Source organism: Streptomyces sp. NPDC056160, assembly GCF_042268205.1.
In the GTDB taxonomy this organism is placed as follows: domain Bacteria; phylum Actinomycetota; class Actinomycetes; order Streptomycetales; family Streptomycetaceae; genus Streptomyces.
In genome coordinates this window covers 52,276-71,313 of sequence record NZ_JBHJUW010000035.1, presented here as the reverse complement: position 1 = coordinate 71,313, position 19,038 = coordinate 52,276, and the positions used below count along the sequence as shown (strand labels likewise).

Below are 19,038 nucleotides of genomic sequence, written 5' to 3'. Positions count from 1 at the left end.
GTTACATTCCGAACCCGGAAGCTAAGCCTTACAGCGCCGATGGTACTGCAGGGGGGACCCTGTGGGAGAGTAGGACACCGCCGAACAATCATTCAAAGGGTTGGACCCCGAACTTCGGTTCCGGGTCCAACCCTTTTTTGTTGCCCGTCACTTGACGTTCACGTTGCCGCGCCAGCATCCGCGGCATGGGTACTGCTGCACTGCTCAGAGCTGCCGGCGTCGGCATCGGTGACGAGGTCGTCGTGCCGGCGTTCGGCAACGTCGAGGTCGCCGAGGCGGCCGTCCAGGCCGGTGCGCTACCGGTGTTCGCCGACATAGACCCAGTGACGTACTGCCTCGACCCGGCCGCCGTCGACGCGGCCGTAACTCCCAGGACGGCGGCCGTCGTCGCCGTCCACCGCTTCGGCCGGTCCGCGGACCTCGCGGGGCTGCACGGGATCGGGCGGCGGCACGGACTGCTCGTGCTGGAGCACGGCGAGTCCGAGGCCCCGTACGACGAGAGGGCACGGCGCAGGGAGCGTGCCGCCTATCTGGACGCGAGGCTGCGCGGCGTACGGACACCCGACGGGGGCGACGGGCACAGCTACCAGCAGTACGTGGTACGGGTGCCGGGGAACGGCCGACCCGACCGTGACGCTTTCGCACGGGCGGTGCGGGCCAGGGGAGTTGACTGCCGGGTTCCCGTGAAGACGCCCGTGCACCGGCTCCCCGAATTCCGTCGCTGCGTGTCCCTGCCGGAGACCGAGCGGGCCGCCGGGGAAACTCTGGCGCTGCCGGTGGACGCGTCGTTGACGCGGCGGGAGATGCAACGGATCGTCTCCGCGTGCAATGCGCTGGGCGGCCCGGTCGCGGTTGGGAGCACGGCCGTGTTCGGGGTATGATCTATTCCGTTGCCGCGGGGGAAACCTCGAAAAGGCGACTGGCCCCTATAGCTCAGTCGGCAGAGCGTCTCCATGGTAAGGAGAAGGTCAACGGTTCGATTCCGTTTGGGGGCTCCGACAGAAAAGACCCCGCCCTACCGGGCGGGGTCTTTCGCATGTCCACGGCGCCGCGGCCGGGGTGCGGGGGTCAGTCGTTCAGGACCTCCGGGACCCGCATCGCGAGGATCGCCATGTCGTCGGACGGGGCGTCCGACGCGAAGCGCTCCACGGCGCGCATGATGCGGGCGGCGACCGCACCCGCCGTAAGTCCCGTGCAGGTGGTGAGGACGTCCGCCAGGCCGTCGTCGCCCAGCATGCGCGTCCCCTCACGGCGCTCGGTGACGCCGTCCGTGACGCAGAGCAGGACGTCGCCCGGGTCCAGCGTGACCGACTGCTCGTACAGTTCCAGGTCCTCCATCACGCCGAGGAGCGGCTGCGGTTCGGCGGCCGGTTCGACCGTGCCGTCCTGGCGCAGGCGCAGCGGCAGCGGATGACCGGCGCAGACCACCTTCAGATGGGCGCTGCCGTCCTCCTGGGGCCACAGCTCGCCGTACAGCAGGGTCAGGAAGCGGCTGCGGGCGCCCTCGTCGAGGATCGCCGAGTTCAGGCGTTCCAGGACCGCCGGGCCGCCGTAGCCCTCGCGGGCGAGGAGCCGGAGGGCGTGGCGGGCCAGTCCGGTGACGGCTGCGGCCTCCGGGCCCGTGCCGCAGACGTCGCCGATGGCGAAGCCGTAGGCGCCGTCGCGGATGGGGAAGAGGTCGTAGAAGTCGCCGCCGACCTCGTTGCCCTCGCCGGCCGCGCGGTAGATGACGTCGACCTCCACGCCGTCGACCTGCGGGAGGCCCGGGGGCAGGAGGCTGCGCTGGAGCGACTGGCTGATGGCCGTGCGCTCGGAGTACAGGCGGGCGTTGTCCAGGGCGAGGGCTGCACGGCGGCTGAGGTCCTCGGCCAGCTCCAGGATCTCCTGGCGGAAGTGCTCGTCGGTGGGCTTGCCCAGGGTGAGCATGCCGATGACACGGTTGCGGGCCACCAAGGGCAGGACGACCGTCTCGCCGCCGACGGCGGAGGCCGTGGCGAGGGTGGGGCCGATGGTCGTACCGATCCGGTGGTGCGAGTCGCCCAGGCTGAGGCTGCGCATGGAGGTGCGCAGGGCCGCCTGGTGGGCGGCCTCGCCGGGGGCGGACCAGACGCGGGCTCCGGGGGTGGGCACGGGGTCCGGCGGGGCGATCTTGGACAGCAGGGACTTGATGCCGTCGATCAGCTCCTCGTCCTCGTGCAGGACGTAGGACAGGTAGGGCTCGGAGGCCTGGTCGGCGATCGTGTAGACGGCGCACCAGGTGGCCAGGGTGGGGACCGTCATCTGGGCCATCAGGGCGAGGGTCTGGTCCCGGTCGAGGGTGCCGGCCAGCAGGTCGGAGGCCTCGACGAGGAAGCTCAGCGAGCCGCGGCGCAGTCGCTCCAGCTCGCCCAGGCGGGCCGACTCGACGGCCAGGGCGATGCGGTCGGCGGCGAACTGCAGGCGCAGCGCCTCCTCGTTGGAGTACCTGCCCGCTCCCTCGGCCGCGACGCCGAGGGAGCCGGTGAGGCGGCCCTCGACCTTCAGCGGGACGGTGACGACGGAGCGCATGCCGGTGCCGCCGAGCAGGGGCACGGCGCCGGGGGCCGCCGTCAGGTCGTCGTGGACGGCGGGCATCCGGGCCGAGCCGTAGCGGCCGGGGCCGGCCTCGACGGGGACACGCGCGAAGCGCTGGCGCGCGGAGGGCAGGCCGGTGGAGGCGCGGACCTCCAGTTCCGTCTCGTCGTCCGTGGCCAGGAGGAGGAAGGCGGCGTCGCCGTCGAGCATGTCGCGGGCGCGTTCCACCGTGCGCTGGAGGAGGCCGTCGAGGTCGTCGGGGGCCGGGGAGCCGATGAAGACCTCGAAGGGGTCGGTACCGGTGCCGTCGGAGGCGCTGGTCTTCGCGTCGCTGTTCGCGGGGGTGCGCAACGGGGTCTGCAGGACGGCGCGTTCGTGGTCGCGTACGAGCAGGCAGACTGTCGAGGGTTCGCCGTCGGTGTCGCGGACGCGCAGGTGGGAGGCGTAGACCGGGATGACGCGGCCGTGGGCGCCGCGGATGCCGTAGCTGCCCTCCCAGCGGGAGAGCCGCAGCGCCTCGGCGATGCCGGTGCCGGTGCCGGGGGTGTGCGGCCAGGCGGCGAGGTCGGTCAGGGGTTTTCCGGTGACCTGTTCGGCGGCGTAGCCGAAGAGTTCCTCGGCGTCCTCGTTCCACGCGGTGATGGCGCCGCCGCGGTCGATCTGGGCGACCGCGACGCGGACCCGGCCGTCGGCGAGGGGGAGGAGTTCGGCGGGCAGCGACGGGCCGGCGGTGCGGGTGCCGACCGGGCGTTCGGGCAGGTCGAGCTGGAACCAGACGTTCTTGTGCGTGGGCGTGTACTCCACGCCCCAGCGGCCGGCGAGGGCCGCGCACAGCTGGAGGCCGCGTCCGCCCTCGCGGTCGGGGCTGCCCATGGAGACCGCGGCGCTCTGCAGCGGGACCTCGCGCTCGGGGTAGCGGTCGGCGACCTCGATCCGTACCCCGTTGTCACTGCGCAGACACAGGACGTCCGCGGCGGTGCCCGCGTGGACGACGGCGTTGGTGACCAGTTCGCTGGTGAGGACCACGGCGTCGTCGACGATGTCGCCGAAGCCCCAGCCCTGCAGCGTGTCGCGGACGAAGGACCGGGCGGTCGCGACCGATCGCCCCAGGGGCTCGAAGCTGGCGGCCGCGCGCGCGGTGATCACAGAACTCCTCGTCCGGTTGTCTTCGGGCAGATCTCGGTGGCCGCCCGGCTCGCCCCGCTGCTCCGGCAGCTCGGGTCCGGCCGGCCCCGTGGGCCGCGGCTCCGGGGTCGGTCCCCCGGGGATCACTCCGGTGGTCATGTGTGCGGCCGCCCTCCGATGCCCGCTCGTTCCCGTGCCACCGCCCAGGCCGGACGGACCGGCGTGGCTGGACAGCCGCATGCAAGGTTACTTACCTTCGCCGTCCGTGCGGATGCCGGTCACCACTGTTTTCGTCCGGAGGGCGTGCGGACGGTGTGCGAAGCTGCCGAACTGTTATGGCCTGGTTCGGTGGGGGTGAAACACTGGGCAGGCTTCTGTCGACGGTGCGAGCAGGCGGAGTGAGGTCTTCACGTGCGGGGCAGCAGCCCCGCGTGCGCCTGGTCGCACCGGGCGGAAAACGACGCAGCAGTGACGGTCGATCCCTGCGGGAGGGACACAGTGGAGTCTGGCGCAGCGACGCGGGGCACGAAGACGCGCGCGAAGGGCGGACAGTCCGGGCAGTCCCTGAGTGGCCGGCGCACGACACGAGGCGGTACGACGGTGGTCGACACGGCCGCGCTGAACCGGCTCCTGGCGGCCCTGGTGGGGATGCGGGACGGGAACTTCCGCAAGCGGCTCACGGTGTCCGGGGACGGCGTGATGTCGGAGATCGCCGCCGTCTTCAACGAGGTGGCCGACCGGAACCTGCACCTGACGGGTGAGCTGTCGCGGGTGCGGCGCATGGTGGGACGTGAGGGAAAACTCACGGAGCGCCTGGAGACCGGTGCCTGTGAGGGGTCCTGGGCGGCCGCGATCGAGAACTCCAACGCGCTGGTCGACGATCTCGTACGGCCGGTCTCCGAGGTCGGCCGGGTGCTGTCCGCGGTCGCCGAGGGCGACCTGTCCCCGCGGATGGAGCTGCGCACGCAGGTGGTGGACGGGGCCGGTCATCCGCTGCGGGGCGAGTTCCTGAAGGTCGGGCGGACCGTCAACAACCTGGTCGACCAGCTCTCCACGTTCACCGACGAGGTCACGCGTGTGGCCAGCGAGGTGGGCACGGAGGGCAAGCTGGGCGGCCAGGCGCGGGTGCGCGGGCTGTCGGGCTCCTGGAAGGACCTCACGGACTCCGTCAACACCATGGCCTCCCGGCTGACGGCCCAGGTGCGGGACATCGCGCTGGTGACGACGGCGGTGGCCAAGGGCGACCTGTCGCGGAAGGTCACCGTGGACGTCGCCGGTGAGATGCTGGAGCTGAAGAACACCGTCAACACGATGGTCGACCAGCTCTCCGCCTTCTCCTCGGAGGTGACGCGGGTCGCCCGCGAGGTGGGCACGGACGGCATCCTGGGCGGCCAGGCGCACGTGCCGGGGGTGGACGGTACCTGGAAGGAACTCACCGACTCGGTGAACCTGATGGCCGGCAATCTGACGGCTCAGGTGCGCGGGATCGCGCAGGTCACCACCGCCGTGGCCAACGGTGATCTGTCGCAGAAGGTGACCGTCCCGGCGCGCGGTGAGGTCGCGCGGCTGGCCGAGACGATCAACCAGATGACCGAGACGCTGCGGATCTTCGCGGACGAGGTCACGCGCGTGGCCAACGAGGTCGGCGCGGAAGGGCGCCTGGGCGGTCAGGCGATCGTGCCGGGCGTGGCCGGGACGTGGAAGGACCTGACGGACTCCGTCAACACCGTGTTCCGGAACCTGACCACACAGGTGAGGGACATCGCCGCGGTGACGACGGCGGTGGCCAGCGGTGACCTGTCGCAGAAGGTCACCGTGGACGTGGCCGGTGAGATGCTGGAGCTGAAGAACACCGTCAACACGATGGTGGACCAGCTCTCCTCGTTCGGTGCCGAGGTCACGCGGGTGGCGCGGGAGATCGGTGTCGAGGGCGAGCTGGGCGGTCAGGCGCAGGTGCCGGGCGCGGCGGGCACGTGGAAGGACCTCACGGACTCCGTCAACACCGCGTTCCGCAACCTCACCGGTCAGGTGAGGAACATCGCGCAGGTGACGACGGCCGTGGCCAACGGCGACCTGTCGCAGAAGGTCACCGTGGACGTCTCCGGCGAGATGCTCCAGCTGAAGAACACCGTCAACACGATGGTCGACCAGCTGTCGTCCTTCGCCGACCAGGTGACCCGGATGGCCCGGGACGTGGGAACGGAGGGCCGGCTGGGCGGTCAGGCGCGCGTGGACGGCGTGTCGGGCACCTGGAAGGAGCTGACGGACTCCGTCAACTCCATGGCGTCCAACCTGACCGGTCAGGTGAGGAACATCGCGCAGGTGACGACGGCGGTGGCGCGCGGTGACCTCTCGCAGAAGATCGACGTCGACGCGCGTGGGGAGATCCTGGAGCTGAAGAACACCATCAACACGATGGTCGACCAGCTCTCCGCCTTCGCCGACCAGGTGACCAAGGTGGCCCGTGAGGTGGGCACGGAGGGCCGCCTGGGCGGGCAGGCGCAGGTGCCCGGCGTCGCGGGTGTGTGGCGGGACCTCACCGACTCCGTGAACGGCATGGCCGGCAACCTCACCTCGCAGGTGCGCAACATCGCACAGGTCGCCACCGCCGTGGCCCGCGGTGACCTCTCCCAGAAGATCACCGTGGACGCGCGCGGGGAGATCCAGGAGCTGAAGAACACCCTGAACACGATGGTGGACCAGCTCTCCTCGTTCGCCCAGGAGGTCACCCGCGTGGCCCGCGAGGTGGGCACCGAGGGCATCCTGGGCGGCCAGGCCGAGGTGCAGGGGGTGGCCGGCACCTGGAAGGACCTCACCCAGTCCGTGAACTTCATGGCGAACAACCTGACCATTCAGGTCCGCAACATCGCCGAGGTCACCACGGCCGTCGCCAAGGGCGACCTGTCGAAGAAGATCACCGTCGACGCCAAGGGCGAGATCCTCGAACTCGTCACCACGGTGAACACGATGGTCGACCAGCTGTCGTCGTTCGCCGAGCAGGTCACCCGGGTCGCCCGCGAGGTGGGCACGGAAGGCATCCTGGGCGGCCAGGCGCACGTGCCCGGCGTCGTCGGCATCTGGAAGGACCTCAGCGACAACGTCAACCTGATGGCCAACAACCTCACCATGCAGGTGCGCAACATCTCCCAGGTCGCGGCGGCGGTCGCCAACGGTGACCTGACGCGGACGGTGACGATCGAGGCGCGCGGCGAGGTCGCGCAGCTCGCCGACACCTTCAACACGATGGTGAAGACGCTGAGTTCCTTCGCCGACCAGGTCACCAAGGTGGCTCGCGAGGTGGGCACGGACGGCATCCTGGGCGGGCAGGCGTACGTCCCGGGCGTGGCCGGCACCTGGAAGGACCTCACCGAGTCGGTGAACCAGATGGCGTCCAACCTGACCGGTCAGGTGCGCAACATCGCCATGGTGACGACGGCCATCGCCAAGGGCGACCTGACGAAGAAGATCGACATCGACGCGCGCGGGGAGATCCTGGAGCTGAAGACGACCATCAACACGATGGTCGACCAGCTCTCGTCCTTCGCCGAGGAGGTCACCCGCGTGGCCCGCGAGGTGGGCACCGAGGGGCAGCTCGGCGGTCAGGCCCGCGTGCGGGACGTCGACGGCACCTGGCGCGACCTGACCGAGTCGGTGAACGAGATGGCCGGGAACCTGACCCGGCAGGTGCGTGCCATCGCGCGCGTGGCGACCGCGGTGACCCGCGGCGACCTGAACCTGAAGATCGACGTCGACGCCTCCGGCGAGATCCAGGAACTCCAGGACTACATCAACAAGATGATCGCCAACCTGCGCGACACCACGATCGCCAACAAGGAGCAGGACTGGCTCAAGGGCAACCTGGCCCGCATCTCCGCGCTGATGCAAGGCCGGCGCGACCTGCAGGACGTGGCCTCGCTGATCATGAGCGAGCTGACGCCGGTGGTCTCCGCGCAGCACGGCGCCTTCTTCGTCGCCATGCCGCTGGCCGACGACAAGGACTTCGCCGACGACCCGGAGAACGCCTACGAACTGCGCATGCTCGGTTCCTACGGCTACTCGATGGGCTCCATGCCGACGTCGTTCGGGCCGGGTGAGGCGCTCATCGGGACGGCCGCGCAGGAGAAGCGCACGATCCTGGTGGACCGGGCGCCCAGCGGCTACCTGAAGATCTCCTCCGGGCTCGGCGAGGCGCCGCCCGCGCAGGTGATCGTGCTGCCGGTGCTGTTCGAGGGCAAGGTGCTCGGCGTGATCGAGCTGGCGTCCTTCACGCCGTTCACGCACATCCAGAAGGACTTCCTGAACCAGATCGCGGAGATGATCGCCACCAGCGTCAACACCATCTCCGTCAACACCAAGACCGAGCAGTTGCTGAAGCAGTCCCAGGAGCTGACCGAGCAACTGCGGCTGCGCTCCGAGGAGCTGGAGCAGCGGCAGAAGGCCCTCCAGGCGTCCAACGCCGAACTGGAGGAGAAGGCCGAGCTGCTGGCCCAGCAGAACCGCGACATCGAGGCGAAGAACTCCGAGATCGAGGAGGCCCGGCAGGTCCTGGAGGAGCGCGCGGAACAGCTCGCCGTCTCCATGCGCTACCGCAGCGAGTTCCTGGCCAACATGTCGCACGAGCTGCGTACGCCGTTGAACTCCCTGCTGATCCTGGCCAAGCTGCTCGCCGACAACGCCGAGGGGAACCTCTCCCCGAAGCAGGTGGAGTTCGCCGAGACGATCCACGGGGCGGGCTCCGACCTGCTCCAGCTGATCAACGACATCCTGGACCTGGCGAAGGTCGAGGCGGGCAAGATGGACGTGTCCCCGACGCGTATCGCGCTCGTCGAGCTGATCGACTACGTGGAGGCCACCTTCCGGCCGCTGACCGCGGAGAAGGGACTGGACCTGTCGGTGCGGGTGTCGCCGGAGCTGCCGGCCACGCTGCACACCGACGAGCAGCGGCTGCTCCAGGTGCTGCGCAACCTGCTGTCGAACGCGGTGAAGTTCACCGACTCCGGGTCGGTCGAACTCGTCATCCGTCCCGCGCGCGGGGACGTGCCGCAGGCGATCCGGGAGCAGTTGCTGGAGGCCGGCTCGCTGACCGATCCGGACACCGAGATGATCGCGTTCTCGGTGACCGACACCGGTATCGGCATCGCGGCCAGCAAGATGGGCGTGATCTTCGAGGCGTTCAAACAGGCCGACGGCACCACCAGCCGCAAGTACGGCGGGACGGGCCTCGGGCTGTCCATCTCGCGGGAGATCGCCCAGCTGCTGGGCGGCGAGATCCATGCCCAGAGCGAACCGGGCCGGGGTTCGACGTTCACCCTGTACCTGCCGCTGCACCCGGCCGAGCTGCCGCCGCACGGCTACCAGCAGCCGACGTCGGCCCTGGACGCCGACGACCTGGCGGGCGAGCCGCACCTGGCGGAGCTGCCCGGCGTGTCGCACGCCTCGGAGCTGACGGCCGCACAGGTCGAGACGCCGGCCGAGGTGAAGTCGTACCAGGAGACGCAGAACGGCGCCGCCGCGCTCTTCCGGCGCCGCCGCCGGGCGCTGCCCGCCGCCGAGCAGCAGGGGCACGAGGAGCGGCAGGAGCAGTGGCCCACCGCGGTGGGCGGGCAGCCGGACGGAGCGGCGCAGGTCAACCGGGACGTGCGGTTCGGCGGCGAGAAGGTCCTCATCGTCGACGACGACATCCGCAACGTCTTCGCGCTGACCAGCGTTCTGGAACAGCACGGCCTGTCGGTGCTGTACGCCGAGAACGGCCGGGAGGGCATCGAGGTCCTGGAACAGCACGACGACGTGGCGGTCGTCCTGATGGACATCATGATGCCCGAGATGGACGGGTACGCCACGACCACGGCGATCCGCAGGATGCCGCAGTTCGCAGGACTGCCGATCATCGCGCTGACCGCCAAGGCGATGAAGGGCGACCGGGAGAAGGCGATCGAGTCCGGCGCGTCGGACTACGTGACCAAGCCGGTCGATCCCGACCACCTGCTGGGCGTGATGCGGCAGTGGATGGGCGAGGAGTGAGGGGGCGCCGGGAGGGGGAAAGATCCGTTTCCCGGCCCCGGGAACCTTTCGCGGGCGCGCGGAGTTGTTGACTCAGGGTGCGCGATGTCGTGTAGAGGTGCGGGATTCGGGGAACCTTCTGGTCTCCCGCCGCGTTTCTGCTACGTGCACAGTGACATCGCGGTGACAGGGTGTGGCGACAGGCGGGGTGCGGCTACGATGACCGGCACAAGGACGGACGGCGCAAGGGAGTCGTCCCCCGGGGCGGCACCCACCGGTGCTGCCCCGATTCCTGCGGACAGGGGCGGCCCCAAGCCGGGGCGAGGAGGGCGGGCCATGGTGCAGAAGGCCAAGATCCTCCTGGTCGATGACCGGCCGGAGAATCTGCTGGCGCTGGAGGCCATCCTCTCTGCGCTCGATCAGACGCTGGTGCGGGCATCGTCCGGGGAGGAAGCGCTCAAAGCGCTGCTCACGGACGACTTCGCGGTGATTCTGCTGGACGTCCAGATGCCGGGCATGGACGGTTTCGAGACGGCCGCGCACATCAAGCGGCGGGAGAGGACCCGGGACATCCCGATCATCTTCCTCACCGCGATCAACCACGGGCCCCACCACACCTTCCGCGGCTACGCGGCGGGCGCGGTGGACTACATCTCCAAGCCGTTCGACCCGTGGGTGCTGCGCGCGAAGGTCTCGGTGTTCGTGGACCTGTACATGAAGAACTGCCAGCTGAAGGAGCAGGCGGCCCTGCTCCGGCTCCAGCTGGAGGGCGGCGGCAAGGGCGGCGTCGGCGACGGCAAGGAGGCGGCCGGGCTGCTCGCGGAGCTGTCCGCGCGCCTCGCGGCCGTCGAGGAGCAGGCCGAAGCCCTCTCCAAGCAGCTCGACGACGACTCCGCGGACGCCGCGGCGGTGGCCACGGCGGCGCATCTGGAGCGCAAGCTGACGGGACTGCGCCGGGCGCTGGACGCGCTGGAGCCGGGTACGGGCAGTCCCTCGTCGATCCCGTCACAGAACTGACGGGCGTCCGCGACGCGTTGGGGCGGCCGGGCGAGCCCGCCGCCCCCTGACCGGGCAACTCTCGCCTGTCCGTACGCCGTGTGAGGCCTGGTCAACTGCCGACCCCTCAGGCACGACACGAACGGGTGAAGCACTGGGCACACGTGTCCAGGGTCGCCTCCGACGGTAATCTCGCACCTATGGCCTCACGTCCCTCCGCAGCCAAGAAGCCGCCCGCGAAGAAGGCGGCCGCATCCGCGAAGGCTCCGGCGAAGAAGGCCGTCGCGAAAAAGGCGCCCGCCAAGAAGGCTCCCGCCCGGAAGGCGCCGGCCAAGAAGGCCGCGCCCGGCAGGCCCGCGCCCCGGCCGGCACCGAACCCCACCGGGGGCGTGTTCCGTCTCGTGCGCGCCCTCTGGCTCGGCCTCGCGCACGCCGTCGGCGCCGTCTTCCGCGGCATAGGACAAGGCGCCAGGAACCTCGACCCCGCGCACCGCAAGGACGGCGTCGCGCTGCTGCTGCTCGCCGTGGCCCTGATCGTCGCCGCGGGTACCTGGGCCGACCTGCGCGGCCCCGTCGGCGACCTGGTCGAGATCCTGGTCACCGGCGCCTTCGGCCGGCTCGACCTGCTGGTGCCGATCCTGGTCGGCATCATCGCCGTCCGCTTCATCCGGCACCCGGAGCAACCGGAGGCCAACGGCCGTATCGTCATCGGCCTGTCCGCGCTCGTTCTGGGCGTGCTCGGCCAGGTGCACATCGCCTGCGGCTCGCCCGCCCGCAGCGACGGCATGCAGGCGATAAGGGACGCCGGCGGTCTCATCGGCTGGGGGGCCGCGACCCCGCTGACGTACACCATGGGCGAGGTGCTCGCCGTACCGCTGCTGGTGCTGCTCACTGTGTTCGGCCTGCTGGTCGTCACCGCCACCCCCGTGAACGCCATTCCGCAGCGGCTGCGGCTGCTCGGGGTGAAGCTCGGCCTGCTGCCCGACCCTGAGGACGACGAGGGCGCCGAGTACCCGGAGTACTCCGCGGACGACGCGCGCTACGACGAGCAGTGGCGCGAAGCGCTGCCCACGCGCCCCCGCAAGCGCCAGGGCGCCCCCCAGGAGTACGACCCCGACCAGGCCGAGCAGCAGGCGCTGGCCAAGCGGCGCGGCCGGCCGCGGCGTTCGGCCGTGCCGCAGCCCGACATGGAACGGCAGATGGACGCCGTGGACGTGGCCGCCGCTGCCGCCGCCGCGCTCGACGGCGCCGTCCTGCACGGCATGCCGCCCTCGCCGATCGTCGCCGACCTCACCCAGGGCGTGAGCGTCGGCGACCGGGCCGAGACGCCCACCCCGACACCGGTCCCCTCCGCCCGCCCCGGACAGGACGTCCCCGCCGCCCGCCCCGAGCAGGAGGCCCCGGCCGTACGCCCCGGGCCCGACGCTCCGGCGGCGCGCCCGAAGGACGAGGCGCCGGCCCGTCCGGCGGCCGAGAAGCCGGTCCCCGGCGTCCGCGACCTCACCAAGGCCCCGCCCGCCGAGACCCGCGACCTGCCCCCGCGCGCCGAACAGCTCCAGCTCTCCGGCGACATCACCTACTCCCTGCCCGTGCTGGACCTGCTGGAGCGGGGCGGCCCGGGCAAGGCGCGCAGCGCCGCCAACGACGCCATCGTGGACGCGCTGACCAACGTCTTCACCGAGTTCAAGGTCGACGCCCGCGTCACCGGCTTCACCCGCGGACCGACGGTCACCCGCTACGAGGTCGAACTCGGCCCCGCCGTGAAGGTCGAGCGGATCACCGCCCTGGCGAAGAACATCGCGTACGCCGTGGCCAGCCCGGACGTGCGGATCATCAGCCCGATCCCCGGCAAGTCGGCGGTCGGCATCGAGATCCCCAACACCGACCGGGAGATGGTCAACCTCGGTGACGTGCTGCGCCTGGCGGAGGCGGCCGAGGACGACCACCCGATGCTGGTCGCGCTCGGCAAGGACGTCGAGGGCGGCTACGTGATGGCCAACATCGCGAAGATGCCGCACATCCTGGTCGCCGGTGCCACCGGCTCCGGCAAGTCGTCCTGCATCAACTGCCTGATCACCTCGATCATGATGCGGGCGACCCCGGAGGACGTGCGCATGGTCCTCGTCGACCCCAAGCGTGTCGAACTGACCGCGTACGAGGGCATCCCGCACCTGATCACGCCGATCATCACCAACCCCAAGCGGGCCGCCGAGGCACTGCAGTGGGTCGTCCGCGAGATGGACCTGCGCTACGACGACCTGGCCGCGTACGGCTTCCGGCACATCGACGACTTCAACGAGGCCGTGCGCAGCGGCAAGGTGAAGTCCCCCGAGGGCAGCGAGCGCGAGCTGCAGCCCTATCCGTACCTGCTGGTGATCGTGGACGAGCTGGCCGACCTGATGATGGTGGCGCCGCGGGACGTCGAGGACGCGATCGTGCGCATCACCCAGCTCGCCCGCGCGGCGGGCATCCACCTGGTGCTCGCCACGCAGCGGCCCTCGGTCGACGTCGTCACCGGTCTGATCAAGGCCAACGTGCCCTCCCGGCTCGCCTTCGCGACCTCCTCGCTCGCCGACAGCCGCGTCATCCTCGACCAGCCGGGTGCCGAGAAGCTGATCGGCAAGGGTGACGGGCTGTTCCTGCCGATGGGTGCGAGCAAGCCGACCCGGCTGCAGGGCGCCTTCGTCACCGAGGCCGAGGTCGCGGCGGTCGTCCAGCACTGCAAGGACCAGATGACGCCGGTCTTCCGGGACGACGTCGTCGTCGGCAGCAAGCAGAAGAAGGAGATCGACGAGGACATCGGCGACGACCTCGACCTGCTGTGCCAGGCCGCCGAGCTGGTGGTCTCCACGCAGTTCGGCTCGACGTCCATGCTCCAGCGCAAGCTGCGCGTCGGCTTCGCCAAGGCCGGGCGGCTGATGGACCTGATGGAGTCGCGGAACATCGTCGGCCCGAGCGAGGGGTCCAAGGCGCGGGACGTGCTGGTGAAGGCCGACGAACTGGACGGCGTGCTGGCCGTGATCCGGGGCGAGACCGAGGGATAGGCGCGCGAGGCGGAGGCGCAGGCGGCCGGACCGGGGGCCGGCGGTCGAGGCAGAAGGACGGGCGGGCGAGGCCTGGGGCCGGCGGTCGACCGGCGGGCACGGGGGAGGCGGGAGCGCGCCACAGAGACGGGCGGGCGAGGCTTGGAGCCGGCGGTCGAGGCAGAAGGACGGGCGGGCGAGGCCTGGGGCCGGCGGTCGACCGGCGAGCACGGGGGAGGCGGGAGCCGCGCCACAGAGACGGGCGGGACCGGGAGCCCGGGCGGATTCGAGGCGGGAGCGGGGGGTAGGCGCAAGGACGTCCGCCGGGGCCGACGGCCGCCCGGCGGGCGGGTACGCCGAGGGCGGGCGGACGGACCGTGATCCACCCGTTAGCCCACGGTGGGCAACCCTTTCGCCTGGCCGCACGTCAAGTTGAGCGAGAGGTCCCGGCGCGGGCACCGCCAGCGACTCCGCGCCCGTTCCACCATCGGATTGTCCGGCCATTCCGATGGCGTACAAAGTACCGCCGCCGGGTCGCTCCATCCTTTGGCACACCCCTAGACTGAACCTCCAGCACAGGCGGCTACACGCTCGAAAGGCGCCCCCGTGTCCATCGGCAACTCCCCTGAAGACGAGCGTCCGTTCGAAGACGTTTCCGAGGAAGCCCGCCCCTCTGCCCGTCCCTCCGTCGGCCGAGTTCTGAAGGACGCCCGGCTCGCCGCCGGGTTGACCGTCGACGAGGTCAGCGCCGCCACCCGGGTCCGCATCGCCATCGTGCACGCCATCGAGGCCGACGACTTCGCCCCCTGCGGAGGGGACGTCTACGCCCGCGGGCACATCCGGACCCTGGCGCGTGAGGTGCATCTGGATCCCGCCCCGCTGCTCGCCCAGTACGACGCCGAGCACGGCGGGCGCCCCGCGCCGACCCCCGCCGCCCCGCTCTTCGAGGCGGAACGTATCCGCCCGGAGCGGCGCGGCCCCAACTGGACCGCCGCCATGGTCGCCGCGATCGTCGTCGTCATCGGTTTCGTCGGCTTCACCGCCTTCAAGGGCGGCGGCAGCGGTGACAGCAGCGCCAAGGCCCAGGTCGCCGAGGGCTCCACCCCCAGCACCAACTCGGCCTCGCCCGGTCCGAAGCACACCCGGCCCGCCGACCCGAAGCCCGCCCCCTCCGACAGCGCCATCGCCGCCGCGCCCCAGGACAAGGTGACCGTGCAGGTCAGCGCGCCGAACGGGCGCAGCTGGATCTCCGCCAAGGACCACAACGGCCGCATGCTCTTCGACGGGCTGCTGAGCAAGGGCGAGTCCAAGACCTTCCAGGACAGCACGAAGATCAACCTGATCCTCGGCGACGCCGGCGCGGTCCAGCTCTACGTCAACGGCAAGAAGATCGAGGACCAGTTCCAGCCGGGCGCCGTGGAGCGCCTCACCTACACCAAGGGCGACCCGCAGGTCGGGTGAGCCCGAGCCCGCGGACCGGGGGCGAACCGGTGGGCAGCCCGGGCGCAGGGGCGCGGGCGGACGGACTGTGGAGGGGTTGGCCGAGATCGGCCAACCCCTTCGACGTGGGGTGTCGGCGGGACAAAGTAGTCTTGAGCCCATGCCTGAACGCCGTACCGTCGCACTCGTCACCCTCGGCTGCGCCCGTAACGAGGTGGACTCGGAGGAGCTCGCAGGCCGTTTGGAGGCGGACGGCTGGCAGCTCGTCGAGGACGCCGCGGACGCCGACGTCGCCGTCGTCAACACCTGTGGCTTCGTGGAAGCCGCCAAGAAGGACTCCGTCGACGCCCTCCTGGAGGCCAACGACCTCAAGGACCACGGCAGAACGCAGGCCGTCGTCGCGGTCGGCTGCATGGCCGAGCGGTACGGCAAGGAACTCGCCGAAGCCCTCCCGGAGGCCGACGGCGTGCTCGGCTTCGACGACTACGCGGACATCTCCGACCGTCTGCAGACCATCCTGAGCGGCGGCATCCACGCCGCGCACACCCCGCGCGACCGCCGCAAGCTCCTGCCGATCAGCCCGGCCCAGCGGCAGGAGGCGGGCGCCGCCGTGGCCCTGCCCGGGCACGGGCCGGCCGACCTGCCCGAGAGCCCGGCCGACCTGCCCGAGGGCGTCGCCCCGGCCTCGGGGCCGCGCGCCCCCCTGCGCCGCCGTCTCGACGGCGCCCCGGTCGCCTCCGTCAAGCTCGCCTCCGGCTGCGACCGGCGCTGCTCCTTCTGCGCGATCCCCTCCTTCCGCGGCTCCTTCATCTCCCGCCGTCCCAGCGACGTGCTGAACGAGACGCGGTGGCTGGCCGAGCAGGGCGTCAAGGAGATCATGCTGGTCTCCGAGAACAACACGTCCTACGGCAAGGACCTCGGCGACATCCGCCTGCTGGAGTCCCTGCTGCCCGAGCTGGCGGAGGTCGACGGCATCGAGCGGGTGCGGGTCAGCTACCTGCAGCCCGCCGAGATGCGCCCCGGTCTCATCGACGTCCTCACCTCCACCCCGAAGGTCGCCCCCTACTTCGACCTCTCCTTCCAGCACTCCGCGCCCGGCGTGCTGCGCGCGATGCGCCGCTTCGGCGACACCGACCGCTTCCTGGAACTGCTGGACACCATCCGCTCCAAGGCGCCCCAGGCCGGTGTCCGCTCCAACTTCATCGTCGGTTTCCCCGGCGAGTCGGAGGCCGACCTCGGCGAGCTGGAGCGCTTCCTGAACGGCGCCCGGCTCGACGCCATCGGTGTCTTCGGCTACTCCGACGAGGAGGGCACCGAAGCGGCGACGTACGAGAACAAGCTGGACGAGGACGTCGTCGCCGAGCGGCTGGCACGTGTCTCCCGGCTGGCCGAGGAACTCGTCTCCCAGCGCGCCGAGGAGCGCGTCGGCGAGACGGTGCGGGTACTCGTCGAGTCCGTGGACCCCGAGGACGGCGTGTCCGGCCGGGCCGCGCACCAGGCCCCTGAGACAGACGGCCAGGTGCTTCTCACCGACGGCGAGGGCCTGGTCGCGGGCCGTATGGTCGAGGCGAAGGTGATCGGCACGCAGGGCGTGGACCTGGTGGCGGAGCCGCTGGCGGATGTGCCGGCGGATGCGCCCGGGTGGAGTGAGGAGGCGGGCAGATGACCGGAGTCCCGGCATCCGCGGCGGGCGGCCCCTCCGGCGCGCGGCCGGTGGCCAAGGGAGCGGCGGCACGCCGTTCCGGCGCGGCCGGGCCCTCCGGCGCGGCCGGAAAGCCCGGTGCCGCGAAGGCCGGCGCGACGGCGTCCGGTGCCGTGACCTCCGGCGGCGGGACCGAGGGAACCGAGGGCGCGGTGCGGGAAGAGGACGACGCGAGGCCCGCGCGCGGCGGCAAGATCACGGCCGCCGCCGTCAACCAGGCCAGCGTGTGGAACGTCGCCAATCTGCTGACCATGCTCCGGCTGCTCCTGGTGCCCGGCTTCGTGGCCCTGATGCTGGCGGACGGCGGGTACGACCCGGCGTGGCGCTCGTACGCATGGGCCGCCTTCGCCATCGCCATGATCACGGACCTGTTCGACGGACACCTGGCCCGCACGTACAACCTCGTCACCGACTTCGGGAAGATCGCCGACCCCATCGCCGACAAGGCGATCATGGGAGCGGCGCTGATCTGTCTCTCCGGGCTCGGCGACCTGCCCTGGTGGGTGACAGGAGTGATCCTCGGCCGGGAAGTCGGGATCACCCTCCTGCGGTTCCTCGTCATCCGCTACGGAGTCATCCCCGCGAGCCGCGGCGGCAAGCTCAAGACGCTCACGCAGGGCGTGGCGGTCGGGATGTACGTCCTGGCGCTGACGGGCTGGCTGGCCACCCTGAGGTTCTGGGTGATGGCCGCGGCCGTGGTGCTGACCGTGGTGACCGGACTCGACTACGTGAAACAGGCCATTGTGCTGCGCAGGCGGGGAATCGCCGAGCGCCGGGCCGCGTTGAAGGAATCGGAAGCGTGAGTTCTGACGCCGCCGAGGTCGTGGAACTACTGACGGTGAGGGGTGAGACGCTCGCCGTCGCGGAGTCGCTGACCGGCGGTCTCGTCGCGGCGGAGATCACCTCGGTACCTGGGGCCTCCAGGGTCTTCCGGGGCTCGGTCACCGCCTACGCCACAGAACTGAAGCACCGGCTGCTGGGTGTCGACGCCACTCTGCTGGCCGAGCGGGGAGCGGTGGATCCGCAGGTCGCGGCCGAGATGGCGGCCGGGGTCCGCCGGGCTCTCGGCGCGGACTGGGGCATTGCGACCACCGGGGTCGCCGGCCCCGACCCCCAGGACGGACAGCCCGTCGGGACCGTCTTCGTCGCCGTGGACGGGCCGCCCGGAGCGCGGAACGGAGCGGAGGGTGGCGGGAAAACGGCGGCACTGCGGTTGAACGGCGGCCGGGCGGACATTCGTATGGAGAGTGTACGGAGCGTACTCGCACTGCTGATTGAGCGGATCGCGGGCGAACAGAGCGGAAATGAGCGGGCACAGGATACGGAACGGAACGGGGGGTTTTGATGTTTGCAGCCCTGAGTGAACACGACATCGCTCCCCGCACGGCCGCGTCACGAGGCGGTACGGTGGGGCGTGAAGGATGCGGCTACGCGGTCCGAGGAGGGAGCCACCGATGATTCTGCTCCGTCGCCTGCTGGGTGACGTGCTGCGTCGGCAGCGCCAACGCCAGGGCCGTACTCTGCGCGAAGTCTCCTCGTCCGCCCGAGTCTCGCTCGGCTATCTCTCCGAGGTGGAGCGGGGGCAGAAGGAGGCTTCCTCCGAGCTGCTCTCCGCCATCTGCGACGCGCTGGACGTACGGATGTCCGAGCTCATGCGGGAAGTGAGCGACGAGCTCGCCCTCGCCGAGCTGGCCCAGTCTGCTGCGGCCACCGATCACGTGCCGGGGCCGGTTCGCCCGATGCTGGGTTCCGTGTCGGTGACCGGTGTGCCACCGGAACGGGTGACGATCAAGGCGCCCGCCGCCGAGGCGGTGGACGTGGTCGCCGCGTGACGGTCACGTGCGCGTGAGCTGACGCATACGTCGTGAGGCCCCGGCCGGGGCTTCTCCGGGAGACCGGAGGAGTACGGCCGGGGCCTTCGTGCTGCGGGGACGCCCACGGTCACCTCGAGGGTCCGTCGCGTTGCCGGTGTGCGGCGGTCCGGTGATGGTGGAGGGCGGGCCGGGTCTCGGTCGAAGGGTGCCGGGAGGAGTGGCACCTCAGCAGCAGCGCGTACGAGCCCCGGTGCCCCCTCCTGCACGCGAGGGCGGCGTTCTGGTGGCGTGCGGCGCGTCGGCTCCTCGGCGGCCGGCATCGGGCTGGAGGTGGGTGCGTGGGTGCGGATGCGGGACCGATAGTGCGCGGGGGCGCCGCCCTGGC

At 71.1% G+C, this 19,038-nt stretch carries 10 protein-coding genes, 1 tRNA gene and 1 rRNA gene; 11 read left to right on the top strand and 1 reads right to left on the bottom strand.

Annotated elements, in window-relative coordinates:
* The 3 genes from rrf to ACFC02_RS15820 all read left to right on the top strand — a co-directional run.
* Positions 1–86 (top strand): 5S ribosomal RNA (rrf, locus tag ACFC02_RS15830); the annotation flags it as partial.
* 99 nt (positions 87–185) lie between these two features.
* The gene (locus tag ACFC02_RS15825) at positions 186–881 is read left to right on the top strand and encodes a DegT/DnrJ/EryC1/StrS family aminotransferase (RefSeq protein WP_376356862.1); all 696 of its coding nucleotides are present in this window, start codon (positions 186–188) and stop codon (positions 879–881) included.
* A gap of 41 nt (positions 882–922) precedes the next feature.
* Positions 923–995, top strand: a tRNA-Thr gene (locus ACFC02_RS15820).
* A gap of 73 nt (positions 996–1,068) precedes the next feature.
* Here ACFC02_RS15820 and ACFC02_RS15815 read toward each other — a convergent pair.
* Positions 1,069–3,837, bottom strand: a complete 2,769-nt coding sequence (locus ACFC02_RS15815; protein ID WP_376356860.1) for a SpoIIE family protein phosphatase — start codon at positions 3,835–3,837, stop codon at positions 1,069–1,071.
* A 339-nt stretch (positions 3,838–4,176) separates the two neighbouring features.
* Here ACFC02_RS15815 and ACFC02_RS15810 point away from each other — a divergent pair, with 339 nt between their 5' ends.
* The 8 genes from ACFC02_RS15810 (at position 4,177) to ACFC02_RS15775 (ending at position 18,671) form a co-directional block, all read left to right on the top strand.
* On the top strand, positions 4,177–9,699 hold the full coding sequence (locus tag ACFC02_RS15810) for a HAMP domain-containing protein (protein ID WP_376356858.1): 5,523 nt from the start codon (positions 4,177–4,179) through the stop codon (positions 9,697–9,699).
* Positions 9,700–10,014: 315 nt separating this feature from the next.
* On the top strand, positions 10,015–10,695 hold the full coding sequence (locus ACFC02_RS15805) for a two-component system response regulator (protein WP_376356856.1): 681 nt from the start codon (positions 10,015–10,017) through the stop codon (positions 10,693–10,695).
* Positions 10,696–10,874: 179 nt separating this feature from the next.
* On the top strand, positions 10,875–13,718 hold the full coding sequence (locus ACFC02_RS15800) for a DNA translocase FtsK (RefSeq protein WP_376356854.1): 2,844 nt from the start codon (positions 10,875–10,877) through the stop codon (positions 13,716–13,718).
* A 585-nt stretch (positions 13,719–14,303) separates the two neighbouring features.
* Positions 14,304–15,158 (top strand): helix-turn-helix domain-containing protein, encoded by an 855-nt coding sequence (locus tag ACFC02_RS15795; protein WP_376356852.1) that lies wholly within the window; start codon positions 14,304–14,306, stop codon positions 15,156–15,158.
* 139 nt (positions 15,159–15,297) lie between these two features.
* Positions 15,298–16,803, top strand: a complete 1,506-nt coding sequence (rimO, locus tag ACFC02_RS15790; RefSeq protein ID WP_376356850.1) for a 30S ribosomal protein S12 methylthiotransferase RimO — start codon at positions 15,298–15,300, stop codon at positions 16,801–16,803.
* Complete coding sequence (pgsA, locus tag ACFC02_RS15785) at positions 16,800–17,642, top strand: CDP-diacylglycerol--glycerol-3-phosphate 3-phosphatidyltransferase (protein ID WP_376356848.1); 843 nt, start codon at positions 16,800–16,802, stop codon at positions 17,640–17,642. The genes rimO and pgsA overlap by 4 nt, the downstream gene beginning before the upstream one ends.
* A complete protein-coding gene (locus ACFC02_RS15780) occupies positions 17,639–18,184 on the top strand; it encodes a CinA family protein (RefSeq protein WP_376356846.1) in 546 nt (181 codons plus the stop codon). The genes pgsA and ACFC02_RS15780 overlap by 4 nt, the downstream gene beginning before the upstream one ends.
* Positions 18,185–18,293: 109 nt before the next feature.
* The gene (locus tag ACFC02_RS15775; protein ID WP_376356844.1) at positions 18,294–18,671 is read left to right on the top strand and encodes a helix-turn-helix domain-containing protein; all 378 of its coding nucleotides are present in this window, start codon (positions 18,294–18,296) and stop codon (positions 18,669–18,671) included.
* The last annotated feature ends 367 nt before the right edge of the window (positions 18,672–19,038 follow it).

Excerpts from the sequence above, each read along its gene's own strand:
- ACFC02_RS15800 (WP_376356854.1), top strand. The coding sequence starts at position 10,875 with ATGGCCTCACGTCCCTCCGCAGCCAAGAAGCCGCCCGCGAAGAAGGCG.
- ACFC02_RS15805 (WP_376356856.1), top strand. The coding sequence starts at position 10,015 with ATGGTGCAGAAGGCCAAGATCCTCCTGGTCGATGACCGGCCGGAGAAT.
- pgsA (WP_376356848.1), top strand. The coding sequence starts at position 16,800 with ATGACCGGAGTCCCGGCATCCGCGGCGGGCGGCCCCTCCGGCGCGCGG.
- rimO (WP_376356850.1), top strand. The coding sequence starts at position 15,298 with ATGCCTGAACGCCGTACCGTCGCACTCGTCACCCTCGGCTGCGCCCGT.
- ACFC02_RS15815 (WP_376356860.1), bottom strand. The coding sequence starts at position 3,837 with ATGACCACCGGAGTGATCCCCGGGGGACCGACCCCGGAGCCGCGGCCC.
- ACFC02_RS15825 (WP_376356862.1), top strand. The coding sequence starts at position 186 with ATGGGTACTGCTGCACTGCTCAGAGCTGCCGGCGTCGGCATCGGTGAC.
- ACFC02_RS15775 (WP_376356844.1), top strand. The coding sequence starts at position 18,294 with ATGATTCTGCTCCGTCGCCTGCTGGGTGACGTGCTGCGTCGGCAGCGC.